The organism is Mesorhizobium sp. ISC11, assembly GCF_037162595.1.
In the GTDB taxonomy this organism is placed as follows: domain Bacteria; phylum Pseudomonadota; class Alphaproteobacteria; order Rhizobiales; family Rhizobiaceae; genus Mesorhizobium; species Mesorhizobium ciceri.
Genome location: NZ_JAVSPW010000001.1, coordinates 4,509,530 through 4,530,248, shown reverse-complemented (window position 1 = coordinate 4,530,248; position 20,719 = coordinate 4,509,530). Strand labels below are relative to the sequence as shown.

Sequence of the window (20,719 nt, the reverse complement as noted above, 5' to 3'; positions counted from 1 at the left end):
CTGGAAGACCGTAGACTTCCCGCTTTCAACGGGGATCTCGAACATGCGTCTTTTCGGTCGTTTCGTGCTTGCCGCTTCCGTCGCCCTCACCCTTGCCACGGGTGCCGCCTCCGCCCAGGACAAAAAACTCAGGATCGGCACCGAAGGCGCTTATCCGCCCTTCAACTACGCCAGCGCCGACGGCACGCTGGGCGGCTTCGACATCGAGCTGGGGAAGGCGCTGTGCGATGAGATGAAGGCTGAGTGCGAATTCAGCGTGCAGGATTTCGATGGTTCCATACCGGCGCTGCAGGCCGGCAAGTTCGACGCCATCATCAACATCACCATCACGCCCGAACGGGCCGAGAAGGTCGAGTTCACCCACAAATACTACCAGACGCCGCCGGCCATCGCCGTGCCGAAGGATTCGACCATCGCAGGCACTTCGCCTGAAGACCTGAAAGGCAAGGCGCTCGGCGTGCAGACCGCGACCATCCACCAGAAATTCGCCGACCAGAAATATGCAGGCTCGACGGTCAAGGCCTATCCGACGGGCGACGATGCCCGCACCGACATGGCCAATGGCCGCCTCGACGCGATCATGGACGGCTCGATCATCCTGACCGAGTGGTTGAAGAAGCCAGACGGCGCCTGCTGCAAGCTGCTCGGCACGCTGACCGCCGATCCGGCCATTCACGGCCCTGGCGTCGGCATCGCGCTGCAAAAGGGCAATAAGGAACTGGCCGACAAGCTCAATGCGGCCATCGACGCGCTGCGCGCCAATGGCAAGTACAAGGAAATCAACGACAAGTACTTCTCGTTCGACGTCTACGGCAGCTGAGACCGTTTGGAAACTCTACTCTGGCGGCCATCTGAAGGCGTTTTCTGCGCTTCCGGTGCTCACGGACCTGAATGTCCGCTGCGCTCCGGTTCTCGAAACCACCATCATATGACTCGCCAGAGCGAATTTCGAAACGGTCTCTGGATCGCAATTCATGATGGAGACTTCCTTGGCTGAGCGGCGTTCCCCTTTCTACAGCAGCATCGTCGGGCTGGGCGCGACCATGGGTCGTGTCGGGGGCGATTTCATCTCGGCCAAAACCTATTCCGGCATTGCCGACGAGCATCTGAACACCCGCAAAAATGTCGGCGTGCAGGATCTCAGCACCATGGGCAAGATGGACATCAAGGGGCCGGACGCCGAGGCGCTGGTCAACCATGTCATCGTCAATAATGCCGCTGCCATGAAACCGGGCCAGGTCCGCTATTCCACGGTGTGCCGCGAGGATGGCGGCATCATGGACGACCTCACCGTGTTTCGGTTGGGTCCGGAGCACTTCATGCTGGTAACCGGCTCGGTCAACCGCCTGAAGATGCTGCCCTGGCTGTTGCATCACGCGCAGGGTCGCAAAGCCTATGTCACCGACATAACCGCAGCCATCGCCTTCCCGACCATCCAGGGTCCGCGCTCGCGCGAACTGTTGAAGGCGATGATCTCGGATGCCGATCTGGACGGGCTGAAACGCTGGTCGTTCACGTCAGGCCACATCAACGGCACGCGGGTGCTGATCTCGCGCACCGGGGTCACCGGCGAGCTCGGCTTCGAGCTGTTCGTGCCGGCCGACGAGGCCGCTTCAGTCTGGGACGCGCTGATGCGGACCGGCCGGGACTTTGGCCTGAAACCCTATGGCGTGCTGGCAATGTTCACGCTCGGGTTGGAAAAAGCCTATCCGGCACACGGCATCGACATGGATGAGAGCCGCACGCCGTTCCATGTCGGCCTCGACCGCTGGATCAAGTTCGACAAGGGCGATTTCGTCGGCCGGCAAGCTTTGCTCAAGGTCCGCGACAAGGGCCTCGAAGAGCAATGGGTCGGCCTGATCCTCGACGGCGACACGCCGGCCGCCACCGATGCCAGGGTCCTGGCAGATGGCGAGGACGCCGGCACCGTCACCTACAGCGACCACGGCTATTCCCTGGGCAAGGTGCTGGCCACGGCGCACCTGCGGCTGCCTTTCACCGCGATTGGCACCGAACTCAGCATCGACATCGATGGCAAGCCCAGCCGGGCGGTCGTGGCGCCGATACCGTTCTTCGATCCCGAGGGGGGGAGGTTGCGCGGCTAACTGGGCTTACCCTGGAAATCATTTTGGTCTCTCCTCAATGGTTATGATATTGTCTCGAAATGAAGTCTCCTAGCTCACGAGCCAGCCGTTCAGCCAAGACCGGCCAGTTCGTGCTGACCAGCGAGCGCGGCGAGAAAATCAGCGCCGTGGAAGGCATGACCTTATCGCCTCGCATGGCGAAATTACTCGCCCTAGGCGTACGACACGGACTGTCCGGTGATGAGCGGCGTTCGCTCATCAAGGAAGAAATCCGCAAGAAGAAATAGACGTTGGTCTACGCCGCTGAGTTCGATCCGCTGTGCTACCCCGGCACGACGGTGCTCATTAACCTGTTGGACATCCGCGACCAGGCTGAGCTTGATGAAGTCGAGCTCGCGCTGTTCCTGACTCGCGCTGACGAGCCATTGCCGGCAGGCGAACTCGACTACCGTCACTATCTCGGCCTGCACCGGCACCTGTTCCAGGATGTGTGGCTGGGCCGGTCAGCCGCGCACCATCCGCATCGGCAAGGCCGGCAATTGGTTCTGCTATTCCGAACACATCGCCACCGAGATGGCGCGGGTCTTTCGCGAACTCGGCAATCCCGACCGCTTAGCTCATCTCGACGGCACCAGCTTTGCGAAGCATCTGGCGCACATCGTCGCGGAGATCAACGCCGTGCATCCGTTTCGCGAAGGCAACGGCCGAACCCAGCTCACCTTCCTTGCGATGCTCGCCGAGCACGCGGGCCTGACATTCAATGACGACATCCTTGAACGGGATCGCGTCATTCAAGCCATGATCGACAGTTTCAGCGGTTCAGAAGCGTCATTGCAAGCACTGATAGAAGACATCATCGCCTCGTTCGTCGGCCTAACAATCACCCCCGTCTATCCAGCCTCGCCACCAACCAATCCCCCACCCATTGGATGCCGCAGACCAGGATGATCAGCACGATGACCACTGCGATCATCACCGACGTCTCAAAACGCTGGTAGCCGTAGCGGATGGCGAGGTCGCCGAGGCCGCCGGCACCGATGGCGCCGGCCATGGCTGACGCACCGATCAGCGTCACCAGCGTCACCGTGAAGCCGGCGACGATGCCGGGCAGGGCTTCTGGCACCAGCACCTCGCGGATGATCGTCCAGCGGTTGCCGCCCATGGCGCGCGCCGCCTCGATCAGCCCGCGATCGACTTCGCGCAGCGACACTTCGGCGATGCGCGCATAGTAGGGCGTGGCGGCGATCGACAGCGGCACGATGGCTGCCCATGTGCCGATCGAGGTGCCGACGATCAGCCGCGTCACCGGGATCAGCGCCACCAGAAGGATGATGAAGGGCACCGAGCGGAAGCCGTTGATGATGGCGCCGAGCGCCCGGTTCACCCAAAGGCTTTCGGCAATGCCGCCGCGTTCGGTAGCAATCAGCGCCAGGCCGAGCGGCAGGCCGAAGACCAGCGAGATGAGGCCGGAGGCGGCCGTCATCAGCACCGTCTCCCAGATCGAACGCAGCAGAAGTTCAAACAGGATTGGCGACATGGCCAAGGACCTCCACCCGCGCCTGGCGGGCCTTCAGGAATGTGATGATGTCAGCAAGATGATTTGCATCGCTGCCGGGAACCGAAAGGAACAGCGTGCCGACCGGCTGCTGCTGGATATGGTCGATGCCGCCATGGACGAGGCGGAAGGCGCCTGGAACAGCCGTGGCAAGGTCGGACAGCAATGGCCTGCTTGCCGCTTCGCCGGCCACATCCACGCGCAGAATCGTCTCCGCGCCGGCCGCCGGCAGCAGCCGGGCCGCCAGTTCGGCTGGCAGCTGCGGCCGGATGGCTCCGAGCAGGCTTTTGGTGATGTCTGATTGTGGGTCGGCAAACACCGACCAGACCGGCCCTTGCTCGACGATGCGTCCGGCGTCGATCACCGCCACGCGGTCGGCGATGGAACGGATCACCTCCATCTCATGGGTGATCAAAAGGATGGTCAGGCCAAGCTGCCGGTTGATGTCCTTGAGCAGTGCGAGGATGGAGCGCGTCGTCTCCGGATCGAGCGCCGAGGTGGCTTCGTCCGACAGGAGCAGCGCCGGGCGCGCGGCAAGCGCCCTGGCGATGCCGACCCGTTGCTTCTGGCCGCCCGACAGCGACGCCGGATAGGCCTTGGCTTTCTCCGACAGGCCGACAAGATCGAGCAGTTCGGCGGCGCGCTTCAGCCTCTCGGCTTTCGGCCGGCCCTCGATCTTCAGCGGCAGCGCCACATTGTCCTCGACGGTCTTGGCCGACAGCAGGTTGAAATGCTGGAAGATCATGCCGATGCGCCGCCGCAGCGGCTGCAGGTCGCGCTCGCCGAGCCGGCTGATCTCGCGGCCCTCGATGAACACCTCGCCGGAGTCAGGCCGTTCCAGCCCGTTCAGGCAGCGGATCAGCGTCGATTTGCCGGCGCCGCTGCGGCCGATGATACCGAGGATCTCGCCCTTGCGCACGGTCAGCGAAATGCCGTCGAGCGCCGCCGTCACACCGAAATGGCGCTTCAGGTCGACAAGGCGCACGACATCCTGAGATGCGTCGGGCCGGGTCTGGGTCGGATCGGCGGTCTTCCCGGATGCCGTGATATGCTGGTTCATGAATATTCCTGTTCCCGAAAACGCAATCGCGGCCCGCGCCTGAGCGCGGACCGCTGTTGCTCTCGAACCGGGCTTCCGGCCGAGGACCGGATCAATAGGCGCTGAGGCCGGTGCCCTTGTAGACCTTGTCGAACTCGGCCTTCACCGCCTCGTTCTGATAGGAAGCCACCAGCGTCTTCACCCAGGCCTCGTTCTCGTTACCGGTCTTCACCGCGATGAAGTTGCGGTAGGGATTGTCGGCGATAGGCTCCTGCGCGATGCGGTTTTCCGGCGACAGGCCGCTTTTCAGCGCCCAGTCGGTGTTGACTACGGCCGCATCGAGATCCTCGACCGAGCGGCCGACGATACCGGCGTCAAGTTCCTTGATCACCACCTTCTTCGCGTTCTCGGCGATGTCGGCGGTGGTGGCCAGAATGCCGGTGCCATCCCTGAGCTTGATCACGCCCTCGTTCTGCAGCACGCGCAGCGCCCGGCCTTCATTGGATGGGTCGTTGGGCACGCCAATGACCGCGCCCTCGGGCAGGTCGGCAACCTTGCTGAACTTCTTAGAGTAGAGGCCGATCGGCCAGACGCCGGTATAGCCGACACGGACGATGTGATACCCTTGCGTCTTGATCTGGTTGTCGAGATAGGGCTGGTGCTGGAAGGCGTTGGCGTCGATCTCGCCGCGCTCCAGCGCCTCGTTGGGCTGGGTGTAGTCGTTGAATACCACCGTCTCGATGGCAAGGCCCTTTTCGGCGGCTTGCGCGACGACGACGCGCCAGACGTCCTCGTCCTCGCCGCTGATGATGCCGACCTTGAGCGCCTTCTTGTCCTCGGCAAACGACGCATGCGGTGCAATCAGGCTGCCGATCGCGACGACCGAGGCGAACAGCAGAGCAAGGCCACTGCGCCGGTTGACGGTTGACCCGGGGGAAGATGGCAAAGTGTTCTTGAAGTCAGTCATGATTGATCTCTGCGGTTGTGAAGTCATGGCAGCGAGGCGGATTGCCTAGCCTTGGTCGCATCCTCAGAAATTCTATCAAGTTTATCAAAGAACGCGTTTCGCCATTCTCGCCAAAGCCGGGAATATTCTCTCAAAATTTTCAAGAGCGTGAGCAAAAGCCGCTGCTTGACCGGCCGCAGCGGATCGCGGCGCGATCTTGCGCGCGTCTGGAGGTCGTCAGATTCTCAGAGAGCTCAGCGTGCCGTCAAAGCGCGATCCAGGCCGTCTTCAGTTCCAAATATTTCTCCAGCGCGTGCAGCGACTTGTCGCGGCCGAAGCCGGACTGCTTGACGCCGCCGAGCGGCACGGTGATGTCGGCGCCGCCATAGGTGTTGACGTGGACGACGCCGGCATTGATGGCGCGCACCATGCGATGCGCGGTGGAGAGATTGGCGGTCCACACCGCGGAGGCAAGCCCGTAGACGGTCGAATTGGCAAGCCGAACCGCCTCCTCCTCGGTCTCGAAGCGCATGACGCCGAGCACCGGCCCGAACACCTCCTCACGCGCCAACTGCATATCCTGTGTCACATTCTCGAAGATCGTCGGCGCCATGTAGCTCCCTCCGGTCTCGGTCAGCATGCGCTCGCCGCCGGTGACCAACCGGGCGCCTTCTTCCGTGGCCCTGGCGACGAAACCGAGGTTCTTGTCCAGCTGTTCGGCGCTCGACACCGCACCGACATCGTTGGCGAGATCGAGCGGATCGCCGACTTTCAGCCGCATCGTTGCCTGGAGAAGCTCATCCATGAAGCGGTCATAGACCGACGCCTGGACGAGCAGGCGCGAGCCGGCGACGCAGACCTGGCCGGAATTGCGAAAAATGCCGTTGGCCGAGACGACCGCCGCCTGTTTCAGGTCGGGGGCATCGGCAAAGACGATGTTCGGCGACTTGCCGCCGAGTTCGAGGAAGACGCGCTTCAGATTGGAGCGAGCGGAATATTCGAGCAGCCGCCTGCCGACCGGGCCGGAACCGGTGAAGGCGATGGCGTCGACATCCATATGCAGGCCGAGCGCCTCGCCGGTAACCGAACCACGGCCGGTGACGACATTGAGCACACCGGCGGGCAAGCCGGCCTCGCTTGCCAGTTCGGCCAGCCGCAGCAGCGTCAGCGAGGCGATCTCAGGCGGCTTGACCACCACGCAATTGCCGGCGGCAAGTGCAGGCGCGATCTTCCAGGCACCGATCATCAGCGGGAAATTCCAGGGCACGATGACGCCGACGACGCCGAGCGGCTCCTTGTGGATCAGTCCGAGCACATTCTCGGCCGTCGGCGCGATCTCGCCATAGACCTTGTCGATGGCCTCGGCATAGTAGCGGATGGTGCCTGCCGCCGACAGCGGTTCTGCCTTGTAGGCCATGCCGATCTCGGTGCCGTTGTCGCGCACACCGAGCACGGCGAGCTCATCGGCGTGTTTCTCGACCAGCTCGGCGAATTTCGTCAGCACCTTCTTGCGAAAGGCGGGTGCGGCGCGCGACCACGAGCCCTTCTCGAACGCCTTGCGCGCCGACTTCACGGCGCGGTCGATATCGGCGGCGTTGCCGTCGGCGATGCTGGCGAAAGGTCGGCCGTCGATCGGCGACGTCACCGGCAGGCTTGTGCCGCTTGTTGCCTCGACCTGCACGCCATCGATGAACAGGCCCTGCGCGCCGATCTCCGTCTTGCGCAGCGTTTCGATGGCATTCTGACTGATCATTGGTGACGGACTCCAAGGGAAACATGCAATGTGGTTGGCGCGCGGAATTCCCAGCCGCGAAACACCGGTTCCCTGCTCGGCACAAGGCTGAGATCGGGGAAGCGTTGGAGCAACAGCCGCACCGCAAGGCACATCTGCTCGCGTGCGAAGAACCGGCCCGAACAGAAATGATGGCCGAAGCCGAAGGCGGCATGGTTGCCTTCGTTGCGGTTGATGTCGAAGCGGTCGGGATCGGCAAAGCGGCTCTCGTCGCGGCTTGCCGAAGCGACGAGGGCGGCGACGGCAGCGCCGGCCGGGATCGTCACGCCGCCAAGCTCGACTGCCCGCGTCGTCTGCCGCGTCAGGCCGAGCGAGCGCGCCAGGCTGAGCGTCGACACCGGCTCGAAATAATCGGCCATCAGCTCGGCGGAGCCCTGGTTGACGATCCGGTCCAGAAAAGGTTCGGCAATCGACCGCACGAGGTCGCCGGCATAGGCGGCGACGGTGCGCGGCCGGTATTTCGGGTCGACGCCTTGGCGCAGTTGCTTGTGCGTCTCGCCATCGGTGGTCAGGATGGTCGGCTTGCCGAAGGAACGCTCAACTGGTGACGAGCCGACGACGGCGGAGAAGATCTCGGGCGACTTGGCGACGCTCTCGACATCCTTCCAGCGGGTGACGAACCAAAGATTGACCGCCGGCACGAAAGCGACCGGCGCACTGCGCCTGAGCTCTGCATAGATCGGGTAGGGATCGGCTTCCAATGCCTCGACGGTGATATTTTCGGCAAAGCTCAAATCCGCCACTCCCCTTGTGGTGTAAGGGGCGGCGTGGCATGCCGCCCCTTTGCTTTTCTCAATCTTTCAGCGGCTGGCCGAGGTTTTTGAACGCGACCGGATCGCGGCTCTTCAGCGCGCTGGCCAGCAGCAGGCCGACGATCGCGGCGATCAGCACCAGCCCCGGCAGGAACACGCCAAGGAAACCGCCGGCTCCCGACAGGCTGCCGAAATTGATGACGATCAAATAGATGATGATGACGAAGGCGATGAAGGTCAGCCCGGGCAGGATGGTGGTCTTCAGCGCATTCTCGTGGGCCGCCGGGTTGGCGCGGAAGAACATCACCACGGCAAGCGATGCCACCGCCATCATCACGATGACACCGAGCGTCGCGACATTGGTCAGCCACGAAAACAGCGCCAGCACCGGATCGAGGCCGAGCACGGCGAACAGGCCGACAACGACCGCGGCGAGCACGCTCTGGACGACGGAAGCGACATGTGGGCTCTGGTGCACCGGATGCGTCACGCCGATCGTCTGCGGCAACAGCTTCTCGCGGCCCGAGACGTAGATGTACCGCGCAACCGCATTGTGGAACGCCAGCACGCCGGCAAACAGGCTCGACACGAACAGGATGCTCATCGCCTGCGAAAGCATCGTGCCGGCGTAGCGGTCGGACAGGCCGAACAGGAAGGTCGTCGGATCCTGCAATCCCTGCAGCGTCGGCAGCAATTTGTCGACACCGGCGCCGACCGCCATCAGCCATGCCGTGAGCATGTAGAAGACGCCGATCAGCACGACCGAGAAATAGGTGGCGCGCGGAATGGTGACCTTTGGATCGCGGGCTTCCTCGGCATAGATCGTCGTCGCCTCGAAACCGATGAAGGCGGCGAAGCAGAACAGGATGGCGATGGCCGGCGAGCCGCTGACGATCTGGCTCCAGCTGAATGGCGCCGCCGACAGGCCGCTATCGCCGCCGGTCTTGAGGATGGCGACGTCGAGGATCAGCACCACAAGATATTCGCACAGCACCAGCACCGTCAGGATCTTGGCGGAGAGGTCGACCTGTCGATAGCCGAGCACGGCGACCAGCGCGATGGCGATGAAGCTCCACACCCACCAGGGCAGGTTGATGCCCCAGCCGGCGAACAGGCCGGCGGTTGCGGCGCCCAGCAGGCCCATGACGCCGATCTGCATGGCGTTGTAGGACAGGATGGCGATCAGCGCCGTGGCGCCGCCGGCCATGCTGCCGAGGCCGCGTGCGGCGTAGGCATAGAAGGCGCCGGCATTGCCGACATGGCGTGACATGGCGACATAGCCGACCGCGAACAAAAGCAGCAGCACGGTCACGATGAGATAGGTGCCGGCAAAGCCGGCGCCATTGCCCATCAGCATGCAAGCGGCGTGCCGCCGGCGACTGCCGTGAGTGGGGCGGCCGCAGAAATCACCATGAAGGTGATGGCGCCGACGCCAAGACTGTTCTTGCGCAGCCTGTTGGCCGGCGCCTGTTCCGAGACTGCTGTCATTGATCCCTCCTGTTTGCAAACCCTTGAGTTCGCCGGCCGAATGGCCTGTCCCATGCACTCTGGTGGTTGGTTCATTATTTGAACCGTTATTTTGAATATAGACTTGCAAACAATGCTGATGCCTGTCAAGTTAATTCACACGTTAAATGATTGTCCCGAACCGGGAGGCAAATTTGAGTACGGTCGGAAAAGCGATCTCGCTTCTGGAGCTGTTCAACGTCGACGAGCCCGAGCTCGGCCTGTCCGATCTGGCGCGCCGCTCGGGCTTCGACAAGGCGACGACAAGGCGGCTGCTGGTAGCGCTGGCCGGCCGTGGTTTCGTCGAGCAGGATGCGGGTACGCGGCACTATCGCCTCGGCGCCGGGCTGTCGCGGCTGGCGCGCATCCGCGAGGCGCGCTTTCCCTTCCTGCAGACGGCCGTTCCGCTGGTGCGGGACCTGGCCGCATCGACGGCCGAGACCGTGCATTTGTCGGAATTCGGCGTCGACAGGCTGGTCACCGTCCACGTCGAGCATCCAGCATGGGCAAACCGGGTCAACATCGACATCGGCCAGTTGCTGCCTTTGCATTCGACCGCGTCGGGCATCGCCTATCTGTCCTTCGCCCGTGACGAGGCCGTCAAAGCGTGCCTGACGGGTTCGCTCGACGCTTTCACGGCCCATACGCTGATCGAGCCGGCCGCCATCTCAAGATCCATGGGCGAGGCGCGCGAGCGCGGCTATTCGATCTGCGACCAGGGCTATGAGGAAGGTGTGATCAGCGTCGCGGCGGCAATCCGCGGGGCGGATGGCTTTGCGCTCGGCACCATCGCGGTGGCGGCGCCAAAGGCCAGAACGACGGCGGCCGCGATCACGGAGCGGGGACTTGCCGTGAGGGCGGCGGCACGGGAGATTTCCATGCGCCTCAACGGTGAAAACCTGCAAACCCTGAGGAGGCAGGCCTGATGCCCTCGGAGACAGCACCCCGCATCCTGGTCATCGGCACGGGCGACACAAAGGCCGAAGAGCTGTTGTTCATGAAACAGTGCATCGAGCAGTCGGGCGGCAGCGCCGTGATGATGGATGTCAGCGTGCTGGGCGACCCGCCCTACAGCCCGGACCACGATAAGCACGCCGTGGCGCGGGCGGTGGATGTGACGATCGCCGAGATCGTTTCGAGCGGTGACGAGAACACCGCCATGACGCTGATGGCCGGCGGCGCCGTGCAACTGGTGCGCAAGCTCCATCAAAACGGCGAGATCGACGCCTTCATCGCCATCGGCGGTTCGATGGGAACCGATCTGGCGCTCGACGTGGCGCTTTGCCTGCCGCTCGGCGTGCCGAAATTCGTCGTCTCGACCATCGCCTATTCGCACCTCATCCCACCCGAGCGCGTCGCGCCCGACCTGATGATGATCCTCTGGGCGGGCGGGCTGTACGGCCTCAACTCGATCTGCAGGCTGGTCCTGTCACAGGCCTGTGGTGCGGTCGTCGGCGCGGCCAGGATCGTGCTGGAGACTCGCATGTCGGCTCCGGCAATCGGGCCGACCATCGGCATGACCTCGCTCGGCAGCAGCTGCCTGCGCTACATGAAGACGCTGAAGCCGGCGCTGGAACAGCGCGGCTATGACGTTGCCGTCTTCCACACCACCGGGATGGGCGGCCGTGCCTTCGAATCGATTGCCGGTCAGGACCATTTCTGCGCGGTGTTCGATTTCAGCCTGCAGGAAATCACCAATCATCTCGCGGGATCCGTCGTCAGTTCCGGCACCGACCGGCTGGAGAATGCCGGCGCTCGCGGCGTTCCGCAGATCGCCGCGCCTGGTGCGGTCGACATGGTCGATCTGCCGACCTGGCAGGATTTGCCGGCTAAATTCTCGACGCGACCGTTTCATGCCCATAACAGGCTGATCGCTTCGATCACCGTCGATGCCGACGATCGCCGCCAGGTCGCCAGGACCATCGCCGCCAAGCTCGGTGCCGCCAGAGGCCGCTCCGCCTTCATCCTGCCGTCCCAGGGCATCCAGGAATGGGACGTGGAGGGCGAGCCGCTCTATGAGCCGGAAGCCCTGGCCGCCTTCACTGACGAAATTCGCAAGGTCATTCCCGCCGGCGTCGAGTTCCACGAGATCGACGCTCACATCAACAGCGACGACTTCGTCGGCAAGGCGCTCGAGATCTTCGACCGCTGGGTCGAGGAAGGCATCGTCCCGCGCGGCAAGCCGGCCGAGGGAGTGGCGGCGTGAGTGCTGTTCCCGCCCAGGCGCTTGTCCTCGATTTCGGCGGCGTCGTCACCCGCACGCTGTTCGAGACCCACGCCTTGACCGAACAGGCGCTCGGCCTCGCGCCGGGGACGCTGCAATGGCGCGGGCCGTTCGATCCGGGCAGCGATCCGCTGTGGCGCGCCATGCAGGCCGACGAGATCAGCGAGCGTGACTATTGGCGCACACGCACAAGCGAGGTCGGCCGTCTGGTGGGCGAGGACTGGCAGGCGATGGAGACCTTCGTCCGGCGCGCGCGAGGGGCCGAGCCGGAAAAGGTGGTGCGGCCGGAGGCTGACAGCACCATTCGCACGGTGCATGCCGCCGGTTTTCGACTGGCCATCCTGTCCAATGAACTCGACCTGTTCTACGGCGCCGACTTCCGCCAGCGGCTGCCGTTGCTCGGCCTGTTCGATGTTATCATCGACGCCACTTACACCGGCATCCTCAAGCCCGACCCGCGTGCCTATGCCTTCGTCACCGAGGCGCTTGGCCTGCCTGCCGGCGCTTGCGTCTTCGTCGACGACCAGCGGCGCAATGTCGATGGCGGCTGTGCTGCCGGCATGCGCACGGTGCATTTCGACGTCGCTCGCCCGGCTCATTCCTATGCCGAGGCCCTCGGCCATTTCGACCTCGTCCCAGTTGCCTGAGATTTTTGCGGAGTCCATTATGCGCGACATCAATTTTCTCACCGAAACCAACGCCAAGCCGATCTGGCATCCGATGGCGCATCCGGCCGAGATGCGGGCCAACCCGCCAAAGGTGATCATGAAAGGCGAGGGTGTGATGGTCACCGACATCGCCGGCAACACCGTGCTCGACGCCGTCGGCGGCCTGTGGAACGTCAATCTCGGCTACAGCTGCGACCCGATCAAGAAAGCGATCGCCGACCAGCTTGGCGCGCTGCCCTATTATTCCGGCTTTCGCGGCACCTCGACCGGCCCGTCGATCGAGCTCGCCTACGAACTCTGCGAATGGTTCGAGCCAGAAGGCATGGTGCGGACGTTTTTCACTTCGGGCGGCTCGGATTCGGTCGAAACGGCACTTCGGCTGGCGCGGCAGTACTGGAAGATCCGTGGCCAGGCCGACCGCACCAAATTCATCGCCTTGAAGAAAGGCTATCACGGCACGCATTTCGGCGGCGCGTCGGTCAACGGCAATGCCAATTTCCGCCGCAACTACGAGCCGCTGCTGCCGGGCGTCTTCCACATTCCCGCGCCCTGGACCTTCCGCAACCCGTTCGATGAGACCGACCCAGTGCGGCTGGCAAAACTCTGCGCCAAGGCGCTGGAGGACGAAATCGCCTTCCAGGGCGGCGATACCATCGCCGCTTTCATCATGGAGCCGGTTCTCGGCGCCGGCGGCGTCATCGTTCCGCATGAGAGCTTCATGCCGCTGGTGCGCGAGATCTGCGACCGCCACGAGATCCTTTTGATCGCCGATGAAGTTGTCACCGGCTTCGGCCGCACCGGCGCCTGGTCGGGCTCGCGGCTGTCCGGCGTGAAGCCCGATTTCATGACCATCGCCAAGGCGATCACTTCGGGTTACTTCCCGCTCGGCGCCACTTTGATCGGCGCCAAGGTCGCCGATGTCTTCGAGGCCGACAAGACCAGCTTCGGCGCCATCGGCCATGGCTATACCTATTCCGGCCATCCTGTCGGCTGCGCCGCGGGTCTGGCGGCGCTTGCCGAGACCAAACGGCTGCGCCTGAACGAGAACGCCGCCGCGCGTGGTGTCGAACTCGCAGCCGTGCTGGAGGGGCTGAAGGCGAAGCATGCGATCGTCGGCGATGTCCGGTACAAGGGCCTGATGGCGGCGCTGGAGCTGGTCTCGGACCGCGCGACGAAAAAGCCCGCCGACAAGAAGACCATGGCATTGGTTTCGGAGGCGGCCTACGAGGCCGGCGTCATGCTGCGCGTCTCCGGTAACGCCATCATCCTGTCGCCGCCGCTTATCGTCAGCGCCGCGGATGTCGCGAGGATCGGCGAAGCATTGGATGCAGGCCTGTCGAAGGTCTGACGGTTTATTGGAGAGAACGGAGTTTCGAGACGCAATGACTCAACCGCAAGAAGCGCTGGTTAGCCGGCGCTCGCGCCTGCTCGGTGCGAAATCGCAATTGTTCTATGACGAGCCCGTGCACCTGGTGCGCGGCGAAGGTGTCTGGCTCTACGATGCCGACGGCCGCAAATATCTCGACGCATACAACAACGTCGCCCATGTCGGCCACTGCCACCCCTATGTGGTCGAGGCCCTGTGCCGGCAGGCAAGCCTGCTCAACACCCACACGCGCTATCTGCACACCGCCATCCTCGACTATGTCGAGCGGCTGACCGCGACCTTCGATGCCAGCCTGCCGACCGCCATCCTGACCTGCACCGGCAGTGAGGCCAACGACATCGCGCTGCGCATGGCGCAGGCCGCCACCGGCCGCATGGGCATCATCGCCACCGACGCCACCTATCATGGCAACACCGCGGCGGTTTCGCAGCTCAGCACCCGCATGCCGCCGGTCGGCGGCCGCGCCCGTCACGTCAGGCTGGTGCCGGCGCCTGACAGCTATCGCCATCCGGATGCGATGGCCAACGGCAAAGCCTTTGGCGACGCGGTGCGCGAAGCCATCGCCGCGCTGGCAAAGGACGGTATCGGCCTGTCCGGCATCATCCTTTGTCCGCTGCTCGCCAATGAAGGCTTTCCGACGCTCCCATCCGGCTTTTTCGACGACGCGATGCGCGCGGTGCGTGACGCCGGCGGACTGGTCATCGCCGACGAGGTGCAGCCTGGTTTCGGCCGCACCGGCAGTCATTTCTGGGGCCACCCGCGCGCAGGCTTCGTTCCCGACATCGTCACCATGGGCAAGCCGATGGGCAACGGCCATCCAATCGCCGCCGTGGTCACATCAAGGGAGATATTGGCGATCTTCCGCAACGCCTTCCGTTATTTCAACACCTTCGGCGGCAATCCGGTTTCCTGCGCGGTGGCCAATGCCGTTCTCGACGTCATCGAGCAGGAAGATCTCGTTGCCAACGCGCGTGACGTCGGCGCCTATGCACTCAACCTGCTGCGCCCGCTCGCCGATCGCCATGAATGTATCGGCGAGGTCAGGGGCGCTGGCCTGTTCTTCGGCGCCGAACTGGTTCACGACCGCAAGACGCGCGAACCGGCGCCCGACATTGCCGAGCAGGTCGCCAACCGGATGCGCCAGCGCGGCGTGCTGATGGGCAAGACCGGCATCCACGGCAATGTGTTGAAGATCCGCCCGCCAATGCCGTTCTCCCGCGACAATGCCGACTTCCTGATCGGCGTCCTCGACGAAGTGCTTGGCGAAGTCCGCGGAGTGAAGGCGTGAGCGCAGTCTCCGCGCAATCCGAACCCGAGACGGCAGCCGACGTCACGGCGCTGGCCAGGCGCGCGCTCGCCCATTGGGGCATTGATGAGGGTGAGCCGGAGCTGCTGAAATTCCGCGAGAACGCGGTCTTCCGGATCCGTCTGCCCGATGGCCAGCCGGCCGCCATGCGCATTCACCGGCTTGGCTATCACACGGACGCCGCCCTGCGCTCGGAACTGCAATGGATGGGTTTTCTGCAATCGGCCGGCATCGCCACGCCATCTGCGGTCGCCACGCCGGCTGGCGATCTGTTCGTGCTTGTCAGCGCGAACGCCTCAATGCAACCCCGGCAAGTCGATTGCCTGAGCTGGCTGGAAGGCCGCGCCGTCGGCGCGCGAGGCGTGCCGCTGGATTTTACGCCCGAGCAGGCAAGACAGATCTTTACCGAGATCGGGCGAACCATCGCCCACATGCACAATGTCACAGCAGCCTGGACGCCTCCGTCCGGCTTTGCCCGCCATGCCTGGGATTTCGACGGCTTCTTCGGCGCGAACCCGAATTGGGGGCGTTTCGAGACCTCGCCCTTCCTCGACGGTCCTCGCCGCGAACTGGTTTTGCGGGCGCGCGAAAAGGCCGTGCGCGCGCTATTGACGTATGAACGCAGTGCCCGCAATTTCGGCATCATCCACGCCGACCTGGTGCGCGAGAATGTGCTCGTCCATGATGGTGCGATCCGCATCATCGACTTCGACGATTGCGGCCATGGCTGGCACATATACGACCTTGCCGTCGCGCTTTACCAGAACCGCGATGAGGCGATCTATCCGCTGATCGAGGACGCTTTGCTCAAGGGCTATCGGCAGGAGCGCGAACTGACGGCGCGCGACATCGCCGCGCTGCCGCTGTTTTCTGCCTTGCGGGCCTTCGCCTTCCTCGGCTGGGTGCAGAGCCGCGTCGAAGGCGACATCACCAGGGAGGTCGGCCTGCGCATGTCGGCCATCGCAGCCGATGTGGTGATTGCCTATCTGCATGGCGAATAAGGCCGATTGATAAGAACTGGCGGAACCGTCAGCCCTTCGCGAAATGGATGCTGACCGTGCCCGAACTGCCGAAATCGGCGACGATCGTGTCGCCGGGTCGCGCCTCGACCGGACGCACGAACGACCCGGAGAGAACGACCTCGCCGGCAGCGATCGACATGCCGTAGCGGGCGAGCCTGTCGGCCAGCCAGGCAATGCCCATCGCCGGATGGTTGAGCACGCCGGCGCCAAGCCCGGTCTCCTCGACCTCGGCATTGCGCGAAACGATGGCGCCGATCCAGCGCATGTCGGTCTCATCAGGCCGCTGCGGCCGGCCGCCGATGACGATGCCGGCATTGGCGGCATTGTCCGAAATGGTGTCGAAGAAGGTACGCGCCTTCTTCGTCTCCGCATTGACGCGCTCGATGCGCGTATCGAGGATTTCGAGCGCCGGCGTGATGTAGTCGGTGGCGTTGAACACGTCGAAGATCGTCACGCCGGGGCCTTTCAGCGGCGCCTTCATGATGAAGGCGATCTCGGCCTCGACGCGCGGCTGGATAAAGCGGCCGGCGGGAATGGTCGCGCCATCGTCGAAGAACATGTCGTCGAACAGCACGCCCGAATCCGGCGTGTCGATGGCGAGCGCATATTGCATCGCCTTGGAGGTCAGGCCGATCTTCCAGCCCTTCGGCTTCAGCCCGGCATCGATCTTGCGCGTCACCAGCGCTGCCTGCACGCGATAGGCATCCTCCATCGTCGCCTCGGGAAAATCGAGGCTGAGCAGCCGGATCTGGCGGCGTGAACGCTCGGCCTCGAACAGCCGTGCCGCGGCGTCTTCCACTTGCTCCGGGGTCATGCTGCTTCCTCGTCGACGACGCTGTTGCGCAGCACGCCGATGCCGTCTGCCTCGACCTCGATGACGTCGCCGGGCTTCAGCCAGATCGGCGGCTCGAAGCGGGCGCCGGCGCCCGTCGGCGTGCCGGTGACGATGATGTCGCCCGGCACCAGTGTGGTGAAGGTCGAGACATAGGCGATAATCTTGCGAAACGAGAAGATCATCCGGCTGGTGCGGTCCTGCTGGCGGATTTCGCCATTGACGCGGGCGGTCAGCGCGATGTCGGCGATCTGCTCCGCGTCGGTGAACGGCACCAGCCAAGGGCCGATCGAGCCGCTGCGGTCGAAATTCTTGCCTTGCGTGACGTTGAACTTGGCATGCCGCACCCAGTCGCGGATGGTGCCTTCATTGCACAGCGACAGTGCCGCAATATGGCTGAGCGCGTTGGCCTCGGCAATGCGCCGTCCCGCCTTACCGATGACGATGACGATTTCGCCCTCATAGTCGAGCTGCGGGGATTCCGGCGGCCGCACCAGCGGCGCGCCATGGCCGACGAAGGAGCGGGGAAAACGGACGAACAGCGACGGATTCGAGGGTGCTGCCTGGCCGTCCTTGTACTCCTCGTTGCGGTCGGGGTAGTTGACGCCGACGCAGATGATCTTTTCCGGCGACGGGATCGGAATTTCGTAGGCAATGGCGTCGAGCGGGAAATCGACTGGGAAGGCCTCTGCCTCTTCCGCCAGCCGCCGCAAGGCGCCGGCCTCGATCACCTCCCGCAGCGTCGGCCACTGGCCGTGGCGCGCCGACAGGTCGACGACACCCTTGCTGGTGACCGCGCCATAGCGCGCCTTACCGCCGACGGTGAAGGTGGCGAGCCGTGCGTGGTTCATGCTGCGGCTCCGGCGATGGTGGTGGGCGAGGTTGGAGCTCTACGGCGCCCCCCTCTGTCCTGCCGGACATCTCCCCCTCTTGGGGGGAGATCGGATGTCATCTCTGCCTTCGCCAATTTCCAACGCTGCAAGAGAGGCGCTGACCATGGGCCTAGCCAATCTCCCCCCTTGAGGGGGAGATGTCCGGCAGGACAGAGGGGGGCGCGAAGGAACGCTGACATCGATTAGAATCCACTCACGGCGCAATGATCGGCGAAGCCGCCAAATCCGGCTGGCGCGCCTCCGCCCCGGCAAACGCACTGCCCTCCTCGAACCAGCTTTTCGGCGCCGGTGCGCCCCACAGCGTCTGGCGCTGCGGGTCCTTGAGGTCCCACTTGATCGGCTCCAGGTCGGGATCGACCGTCTGGTAGTCCGAACAGTAGATCTCGATGCGGTGGTTGTCCGGGTCGCGGACATAAAGGAAGAAGGCGTTGGAAATGCCGTGCCGGCCGGGGCCGCGTTCGATGTTCGGCAAATAGCCCGTGGTTGCCATCAGGTCGAGCAGGTCGATGATGTTGAGCGGCGTCGGCACCCAGAAGGCGACATGATGCAGGCGCGGGCCGATGCCGTTGGTGAAGGCGATGTCGTGGACGCCGCCCTTGCGGTGCGTCCAAGCTGCCCAAAGCTTCCCGGTTGCGGCATCCTCGGTGTATTCGGTGACGCGAAAACCGAGCTCGTTGTAGAAGGCGACGGACTCGTCGACATTGGGCGAGAAGCAGTTGAAGTGGTCGATGCGCAGCGGCTTGACGCCCTTGTAGAGCGCATATTTCTGATGGATCGGCGGCAGCCTTTCCATCTGGGCATAGAACTCCAGCGGAATCCCGTGCGGGTCGCGCGTCCGAAAAGTGCGCGACTGGTAGGGCCGCTCGACCCATTCCACCGGCAGGCCCTTGCCCTTGAAGAAATACTCGGCCTTGTCGAGGTCGTCGTTAGAAAAGACCTTGAAGCCGAGGTCGCGCGCTTCCGGCGTCGTCGCCTTGCGCAGCACGATGCAGTGATGGCCACGTTCCTCCATGGCGCGCAGGTAGATGGCGCCTGATGTCTCGTCGGTAACCTGCAGGCCGAGCGTGTCGACATAGAAGGCGCGGGATTTGGCGAGGTCGGTGACAGCCAACTCGACATGGCTGAGGCGCACGATGTTGAAGGCGGGGTAGAGATTGGGTTTGGGCAAGGGCATCCGATTTCCTCCGGTCAGCCGCCGAGTTTCTGGATCGCGTGCGCCGTCGTCGCGAAGGCGACGTTCTTCGTCTCCATGTAGAAGTCGAAGGAATGGTCGCCGCCGTCGCGGCCGATGCCGGAATTCTTGACGCCGCCGAAGGGGGTCGGCAAATGCCGCACGTTCTCGGAGTTAACCCAGATCATGCCGGCCTCCAGCGCATCGGTGAAACGGAAGGCGCGGGTGACGTCAGAGGTCCAGAGATAGCCGGTCAGGCCGTATTGCGTGTCGTTGGCCAGCGCCAGCGCTTCCGCCTCGTCGTTGAACGCAATGGCGCTCAGCACCGGCCCGAAAATCTCCTCCTGCGCGATGCGCATGCCGTTGGTCACGTTGGTGAACAGGGTCGGGCCGACATAACAGCCGCCTCCCGGTCCATCGACCTTGCCGCCGCCGACGGCCAGCGTCGCCCCCTCCGACCTGCCGATGTCGATATAGGACAGCACCTTCTTTTCATGCACCGGATGGATCAGCGGCCCGACCACCGTTTTCGGATCGAGCGGGTGGCCGACGACGATGCGCTTCGCCCTCTCCGCGACTTTGGCGGTGAAGCTTTCATAGATCGAGGCTTCGACCAGAAGCCGCGACGACGAGGTGCAGCGCTCGCCATTCAGCGAATAGATCATGAACACGGCGGCGTCGGCGGCGCGCTCGAGATCGGCGTCGGCAAAGACGATCACCGGGTTCTTGCCGCCAAGCTCGAAATGCACGCGCTTCAGCGTGCCGGCGCCTTGCTTCATGATCATCGAACCGGTGCGGCTTTCGCCGACAAAACCGATCGCCCTGATGTCGGGATGCTCGGTCAGCGCCTTGCCGGCGTCTTCACCAAGGCCGTTGACCAGGTTCCATACGCCTTTCGGCAGGCCGGCCTCCTCGGCGATCTCGACCAGCAGGCGGGCGGTCAGCGGCGAGAATTCAGCCGGCTTATGAACCACGGTGCAGCCGGCCGCCAGCGCTGGCGCAATCTTCCACGTCGACAGCATGAACGGTGTGTTCCACGGCGTGATGATGCCGACCGGGCCGATCGGCACCCGCGTCGTCATATTGACCTGGCCTGTCGTACGCAGTGTCTCGCCGTCGCGCGCTTCGGGCGCGCGGTCGGCGAAGAAACGGAAATTCTCGGCACCGCGCAGCGCTGCCTTGGCCATGAACTTCAGCGCCTGGCCGGTATCCATGCATTCGACAAAAGCGATCTCCTCGGTGCGCGCTTCGATTGCGTCGGCGATTTTGTGCAGCAGCTTCTTGCGTGCCTCGCCAGGCATGGCCGCCCAGGCTGGGAACGCCGCCTTCGCCGCCTTGGCGGCGCGGTCGATGTCGGCGGCGCCGCCGCGCGCGACGCTTGCCAGCGGCTTGAGGTCGACCGGCGACAGCGTTTCGAACGTCGCGCCATCGAGGGCCGGCACCGCCTCGCCGCCGATCTGGTTCAAAACGCCATCGCGCTTGAAGCGGGCCAGATAGGCCTCGGCCTTTTTCAGATTGCCTTGCAGGTCGGACATGTCGGGT

Annotated in this window: 19 protein-coding genes and 1 pseudogene; 9 read left to right on the top strand and 11 right to left on the bottom strand. The window is 64.0% G+C overall.

What is annotated here, in order from left to right:
• Positions 1 to 43: 43 nt before the first annotated feature.
• Positions 44 to 820, top strand: a complete 777-nt coding sequence (locus RPF88_RS22025; protein WP_337123205.1) for an ABC transporter substrate-binding protein — start codon at positions 44 to 46, stop codon at positions 818 to 820.
• Positions 821 to 974: 154 nt separating this feature from the next.
• The gene (locus RPF88_RS22020) at positions 975 to 2,105 is read left to right on the top strand and encodes an aminomethyltransferase family protein (protein WP_337123204.1); all 1,131 of its coding nucleotides are present in this window, start codon (positions 975 to 977) and stop codon (positions 2,103 to 2,105) included.
• 191 nt (positions 2,106 to 2,296) lie between these two features.
• Here RPF88_RS22020 and RPF88_RS22015 read toward each other — a convergent pair whose 3' ends face one another.
• On the bottom strand, positions 2,297 to 2,554 hold the full coding sequence (locus tag RPF88_RS22015; protein WP_244514377.1) for a hypothetical protein: 258 nt from the start codon (positions 2,552 to 2,554) through the stop codon (positions 2,297 to 2,299).
• Positions 2,555 to 2,570: 16 nt separating this feature from the next.
• On the opposite strand from RPF88_RS22015, the gene RPF88_RS22010 reads away from it, so the two are divergent.
• A complete protein-coding gene (locus RPF88_RS22010) occupies positions 2,571 to 3,032 on the top strand; it encodes a Fic/DOC family protein (protein ID WP_337123203.1) in 462 nt (153 codons plus the stop codon).
• On the opposite strand, the gene RPF88_RS22005 is transcribed toward RPF88_RS22010, so the two are convergent.
• From RPF88_RS22005 to RPF88_RS21980, 6 genes and pseudogenes are all read right to left on the bottom strand, one after another.
• On the bottom strand, positions 2,965 to 3,621 hold the full coding sequence (locus RPF88_RS22005) for a methionine ABC transporter permease (RefSeq protein ID WP_013528559.1): 657 nt from the start codon (positions 3,619 to 3,621) through the stop codon (positions 2,965 to 2,967). The genes RPF88_RS22010 and RPF88_RS22005 overlap by 68 nt on opposite strands.
• Positions 3,602 to 4,699: a methionine ABC transporter ATP-binding protein gene (locus RPF88_RS22000; RefSeq protein ID WP_027161151.1), complete on the bottom strand. Its 1,098-nt coding sequence runs from the start codon at positions 4,697 to 4,699 to the stop codon at positions 3,602 to 3,604. Before RPF88_RS22000 ends, RPF88_RS22005 begins: the two co-directional genes overlap by 20 nt.
• A 91-nt stretch (positions 4,700 to 4,790) precedes the next feature.
• Positions 4,791 to 5,645, bottom strand: coding sequence for a MetQ/NlpA family lipoprotein (locus RPF88_RS21995; RefSeq protein WP_337123202.1), 855 nt, complete (start codon positions 5,643 to 5,645; stop codon positions 4,791 to 4,793).
• Positions 5,646 to 5,889: 244 nt separating this feature from the next.
• Positions 5,890 to 7,377, bottom strand: a complete 1,488-nt coding sequence (locus RPF88_RS21990; protein ID WP_337123201.1) for an aldehyde dehydrogenase — start codon at positions 7,375 to 7,377, stop codon at positions 5,890 to 5,892.
• On the bottom strand, positions 7,374 to 8,159 hold the full coding sequence (locus RPF88_RS21985) for a cytochrome P450 (protein WP_337123200.1): 786 nt from the start codon (positions 8,157 to 8,159) through the stop codon (positions 7,374 to 7,376). The genes RPF88_RS21990 and RPF88_RS21985 overlap by 4 nt, the downstream gene beginning before the upstream one ends.
• A gap of 49 nt (positions 8,160 to 8,208) precedes the next feature.
• Positions 8,209 to 9,656, bottom strand: a pseudogene (locus RPF88_RS21980) (APC family permease).
• Positions 9,657 to 9,829: 173 nt separating this feature from the next.
• Between RPF88_RS21980 and RPF88_RS21975 the strand changes: the two are divergent.
• From RPF88_RS21975 to RPF88_RS21950, 6 genes are read left to right on the top strand one after another with little or no spacing between them, the layout of a single operon-like run.
• Positions 9,830 to 10,600 (top strand): IclR family transcriptional regulator, encoded by a 771-nt coding sequence (locus tag RPF88_RS21975; RefSeq protein WP_337123199.1) that lies wholly within the window; start codon positions 9,830 to 9,832, stop codon positions 10,598 to 10,600.
• On the top strand, positions 10,600 to 11,880 hold the full coding sequence (locus RPF88_RS21970; RefSeq protein WP_063170912.1) for a Tm-1-like ATP-binding domain-containing protein: 1,281 nt from the start codon (positions 10,600 to 10,602) through the stop codon (positions 11,878 to 11,880). Before RPF88_RS21975 ends, RPF88_RS21970 begins: the two co-directional genes overlap by 1 nt.
• Complete coding sequence (locus RPF88_RS21965) at positions 11,877 to 12,545, top strand: HAD family hydrolase (RefSeq protein ID WP_337123198.1); 669 nt, start codon at positions 11,877 to 11,879, stop codon at positions 12,543 to 12,545. The genes RPF88_RS21970 and RPF88_RS21965 overlap by 4 nt, the downstream gene beginning before the upstream one ends.
• A gap of 19 nt (positions 12,546 to 12,564) precedes the next feature.
• Positions 12,565 to 13,914, top strand: a complete 1,350-nt coding sequence (locus tag RPF88_RS21960; RefSeq protein ID WP_063170913.1) for an aminotransferase class III-fold pyridoxal phosphate-dependent enzyme — start codon at positions 12,565 to 12,567, stop codon at positions 13,912 to 13,914.
• A 34-nt stretch (positions 13,915 to 13,948) separates the two neighbouring features.
• Positions 13,949 to 15,241 (top strand): aminotransferase class III-fold pyridoxal phosphate-dependent enzyme, encoded by a 1,293-nt coding sequence (locus RPF88_RS21955; protein WP_337123197.1) that lies wholly within the window; start codon positions 13,949 to 13,951, stop codon positions 15,239 to 15,241.
• On the top strand, positions 15,238 to 16,260 hold the full coding sequence (locus RPF88_RS21950; protein WP_337123196.1) for a phosphotransferase enzyme family protein: 1,023 nt from the start codon (positions 15,238 to 15,240) through the stop codon (positions 16,258 to 16,260). The genes RPF88_RS21955 and RPF88_RS21950 overlap by 4 nt, the downstream gene beginning before the upstream one ends.
• A 28-nt stretch (positions 16,261 to 16,288) precedes the next feature.
• On the opposite strand, the gene hpaH is transcribed toward RPF88_RS21950, so the two are convergent.
• From hpaH to hpaE, 4 genes are all read right to left on the bottom strand, one after another.
• Complete coding sequence (gene hpaH, locus RPF88_RS21945) at positions 16,289 to 17,095, bottom strand: 2-oxo-hept-4-ene-1,7-dioate hydratase (RefSeq protein WP_337123195.1); 807 nt, start codon at positions 17,093 to 17,095, stop codon at positions 16,289 to 16,291.
• Positions 17,092 to 17,964: a fumarylacetoacetate hydrolase family protein gene (locus RPF88_RS21940; RefSeq protein ID WP_337123194.1), complete on the bottom strand. Its 873-nt coding sequence runs from the start codon at positions 17,962 to 17,964 to the stop codon at positions 17,092 to 17,094. Before RPF88_RS21940 ends, hpaH begins: the two co-directional genes overlap by 4 nt.
• A gap of 235 nt (positions 17,965 to 18,199) precedes the next feature.
• The gene (gene hpaD / locus RPF88_RS21935; RefSeq protein ID WP_337123193.1) at positions 18,200 to 19,180 is read right to left on the bottom strand and encodes a 3,4-dihydroxyphenylacetate 2,3-dioxygenase; all 981 of its coding nucleotides are present in this window, start codon (positions 19,178 to 19,180) and stop codon (positions 18,200 to 18,202) included.
• A gap of 14 nt (positions 19,181 to 19,194) precedes the next feature.
• The gene (gene hpaE, locus RPF88_RS21930; protein ID WP_337123192.1) at positions 19,195 to 20,712 is read right to left on the bottom strand and encodes a 5-carboxymethyl-2-hydroxymuconate semialdehyde dehydrogenase; all 1,518 of its coding nucleotides are present in this window, start codon (positions 20,710 to 20,712) and stop codon (positions 19,195 to 19,197) included.
• Positions 20,713 to 20,719 lie beyond the last annotated feature (7 nt).

Bases quoted from the DNA above. Each gene is read 5' to 3' on its own strand.
- hpaH (WP_337123195.1), bottom strand. From the start codon at position 17,095: ATGACCCCGGAGCAAGTGGAAGACGCCGCGGCACGGCTGTTCGAGGCC.
- RPF88_RS21990 (WP_337123201.1), bottom strand. From the start codon at position 7,377: ATGATCAGTCAGAATGCCATCGAAACGCTGCGCAAGACGGAGATCGGC.
- RPF88_RS21960 (WP_063170913.1), top strand. From the start codon at position 12,565: ATGCGCGACATCAATTTTCTCACCGAAACCAACGCCAAGCCGATCTGG.
- RPF88_RS21995 (WP_337123202.1), bottom strand. From the start codon at position 5,645: ATGACTGACTTCAAGAACACTTTGCCATCTTCCCCCGGGTCAACCGTC.
- RPF88_RS21970 (WP_063170912.1), top strand. From the start codon at position 10,600: ATGCCCTCGGAGACAGCACCCCGCATCCTGGTCATCGGCACGGGCGAC.
- RPF88_RS22020 (WP_337123204.1), top strand. From the start codon at position 975: ATGATGGAGACTTCCTTGGCTGAGCGGCGTTCCCCTTTCTACAGCAGC.
- RPF88_RS22010 (WP_337123203.1), top strand. From the start codon at position 2,571: ATGTGTGGCTGGGCCGGTCAGCCGCGCACCATCCGCATCGGCAAGGCC.
- RPF88_RS22025 (WP_337123205.1), top strand. From the start codon at position 44: ATGCGTCTTTTCGGTCGTTTCGTGCTTGCCGCTTCCGTCGCCCTCACC.
- RPF88_RS21955 (WP_337123197.1), top strand. From the start codon at position 13,949: ATGACTCAACCGCAAGAAGCGCTGGTTAGCCGGCGCTCGCGCCTGCTC.
- RPF88_RS21940 (WP_337123194.1), bottom strand. From the start codon at position 17,964: ATGAACCACGCACGGCTCGCCACCTTCACCGTCGGCGGTAAGGCGCGC.
- hpaD (WP_337123193.1), bottom strand. From the start codon at position 19,180: ATGCCCTTGCCCAAACCCAATCTCTACCCCGCCTTCAACATCGTGCGC.
- RPF88_RS22000 (WP_027161151.1), bottom strand. From the start codon at position 4,699: ATGAACCAGCATATCACGGCATCCGGGAAGACCGCCGATCCGACCCAG.
- RPF88_RS22005 (WP_013528559.1), bottom strand. From the start codon at position 3,621: ATGTCGCCAATCCTGTTTGAACTTCTGCTGCGTTCGATCTGGGAGACG.
- hpaE (WP_337123192.1), bottom strand. From the start codon at position 20,712: ATGTCCGACCTGCAAGGCAATCTGAAAAAGGCCGAGGCCTATCTGGCC.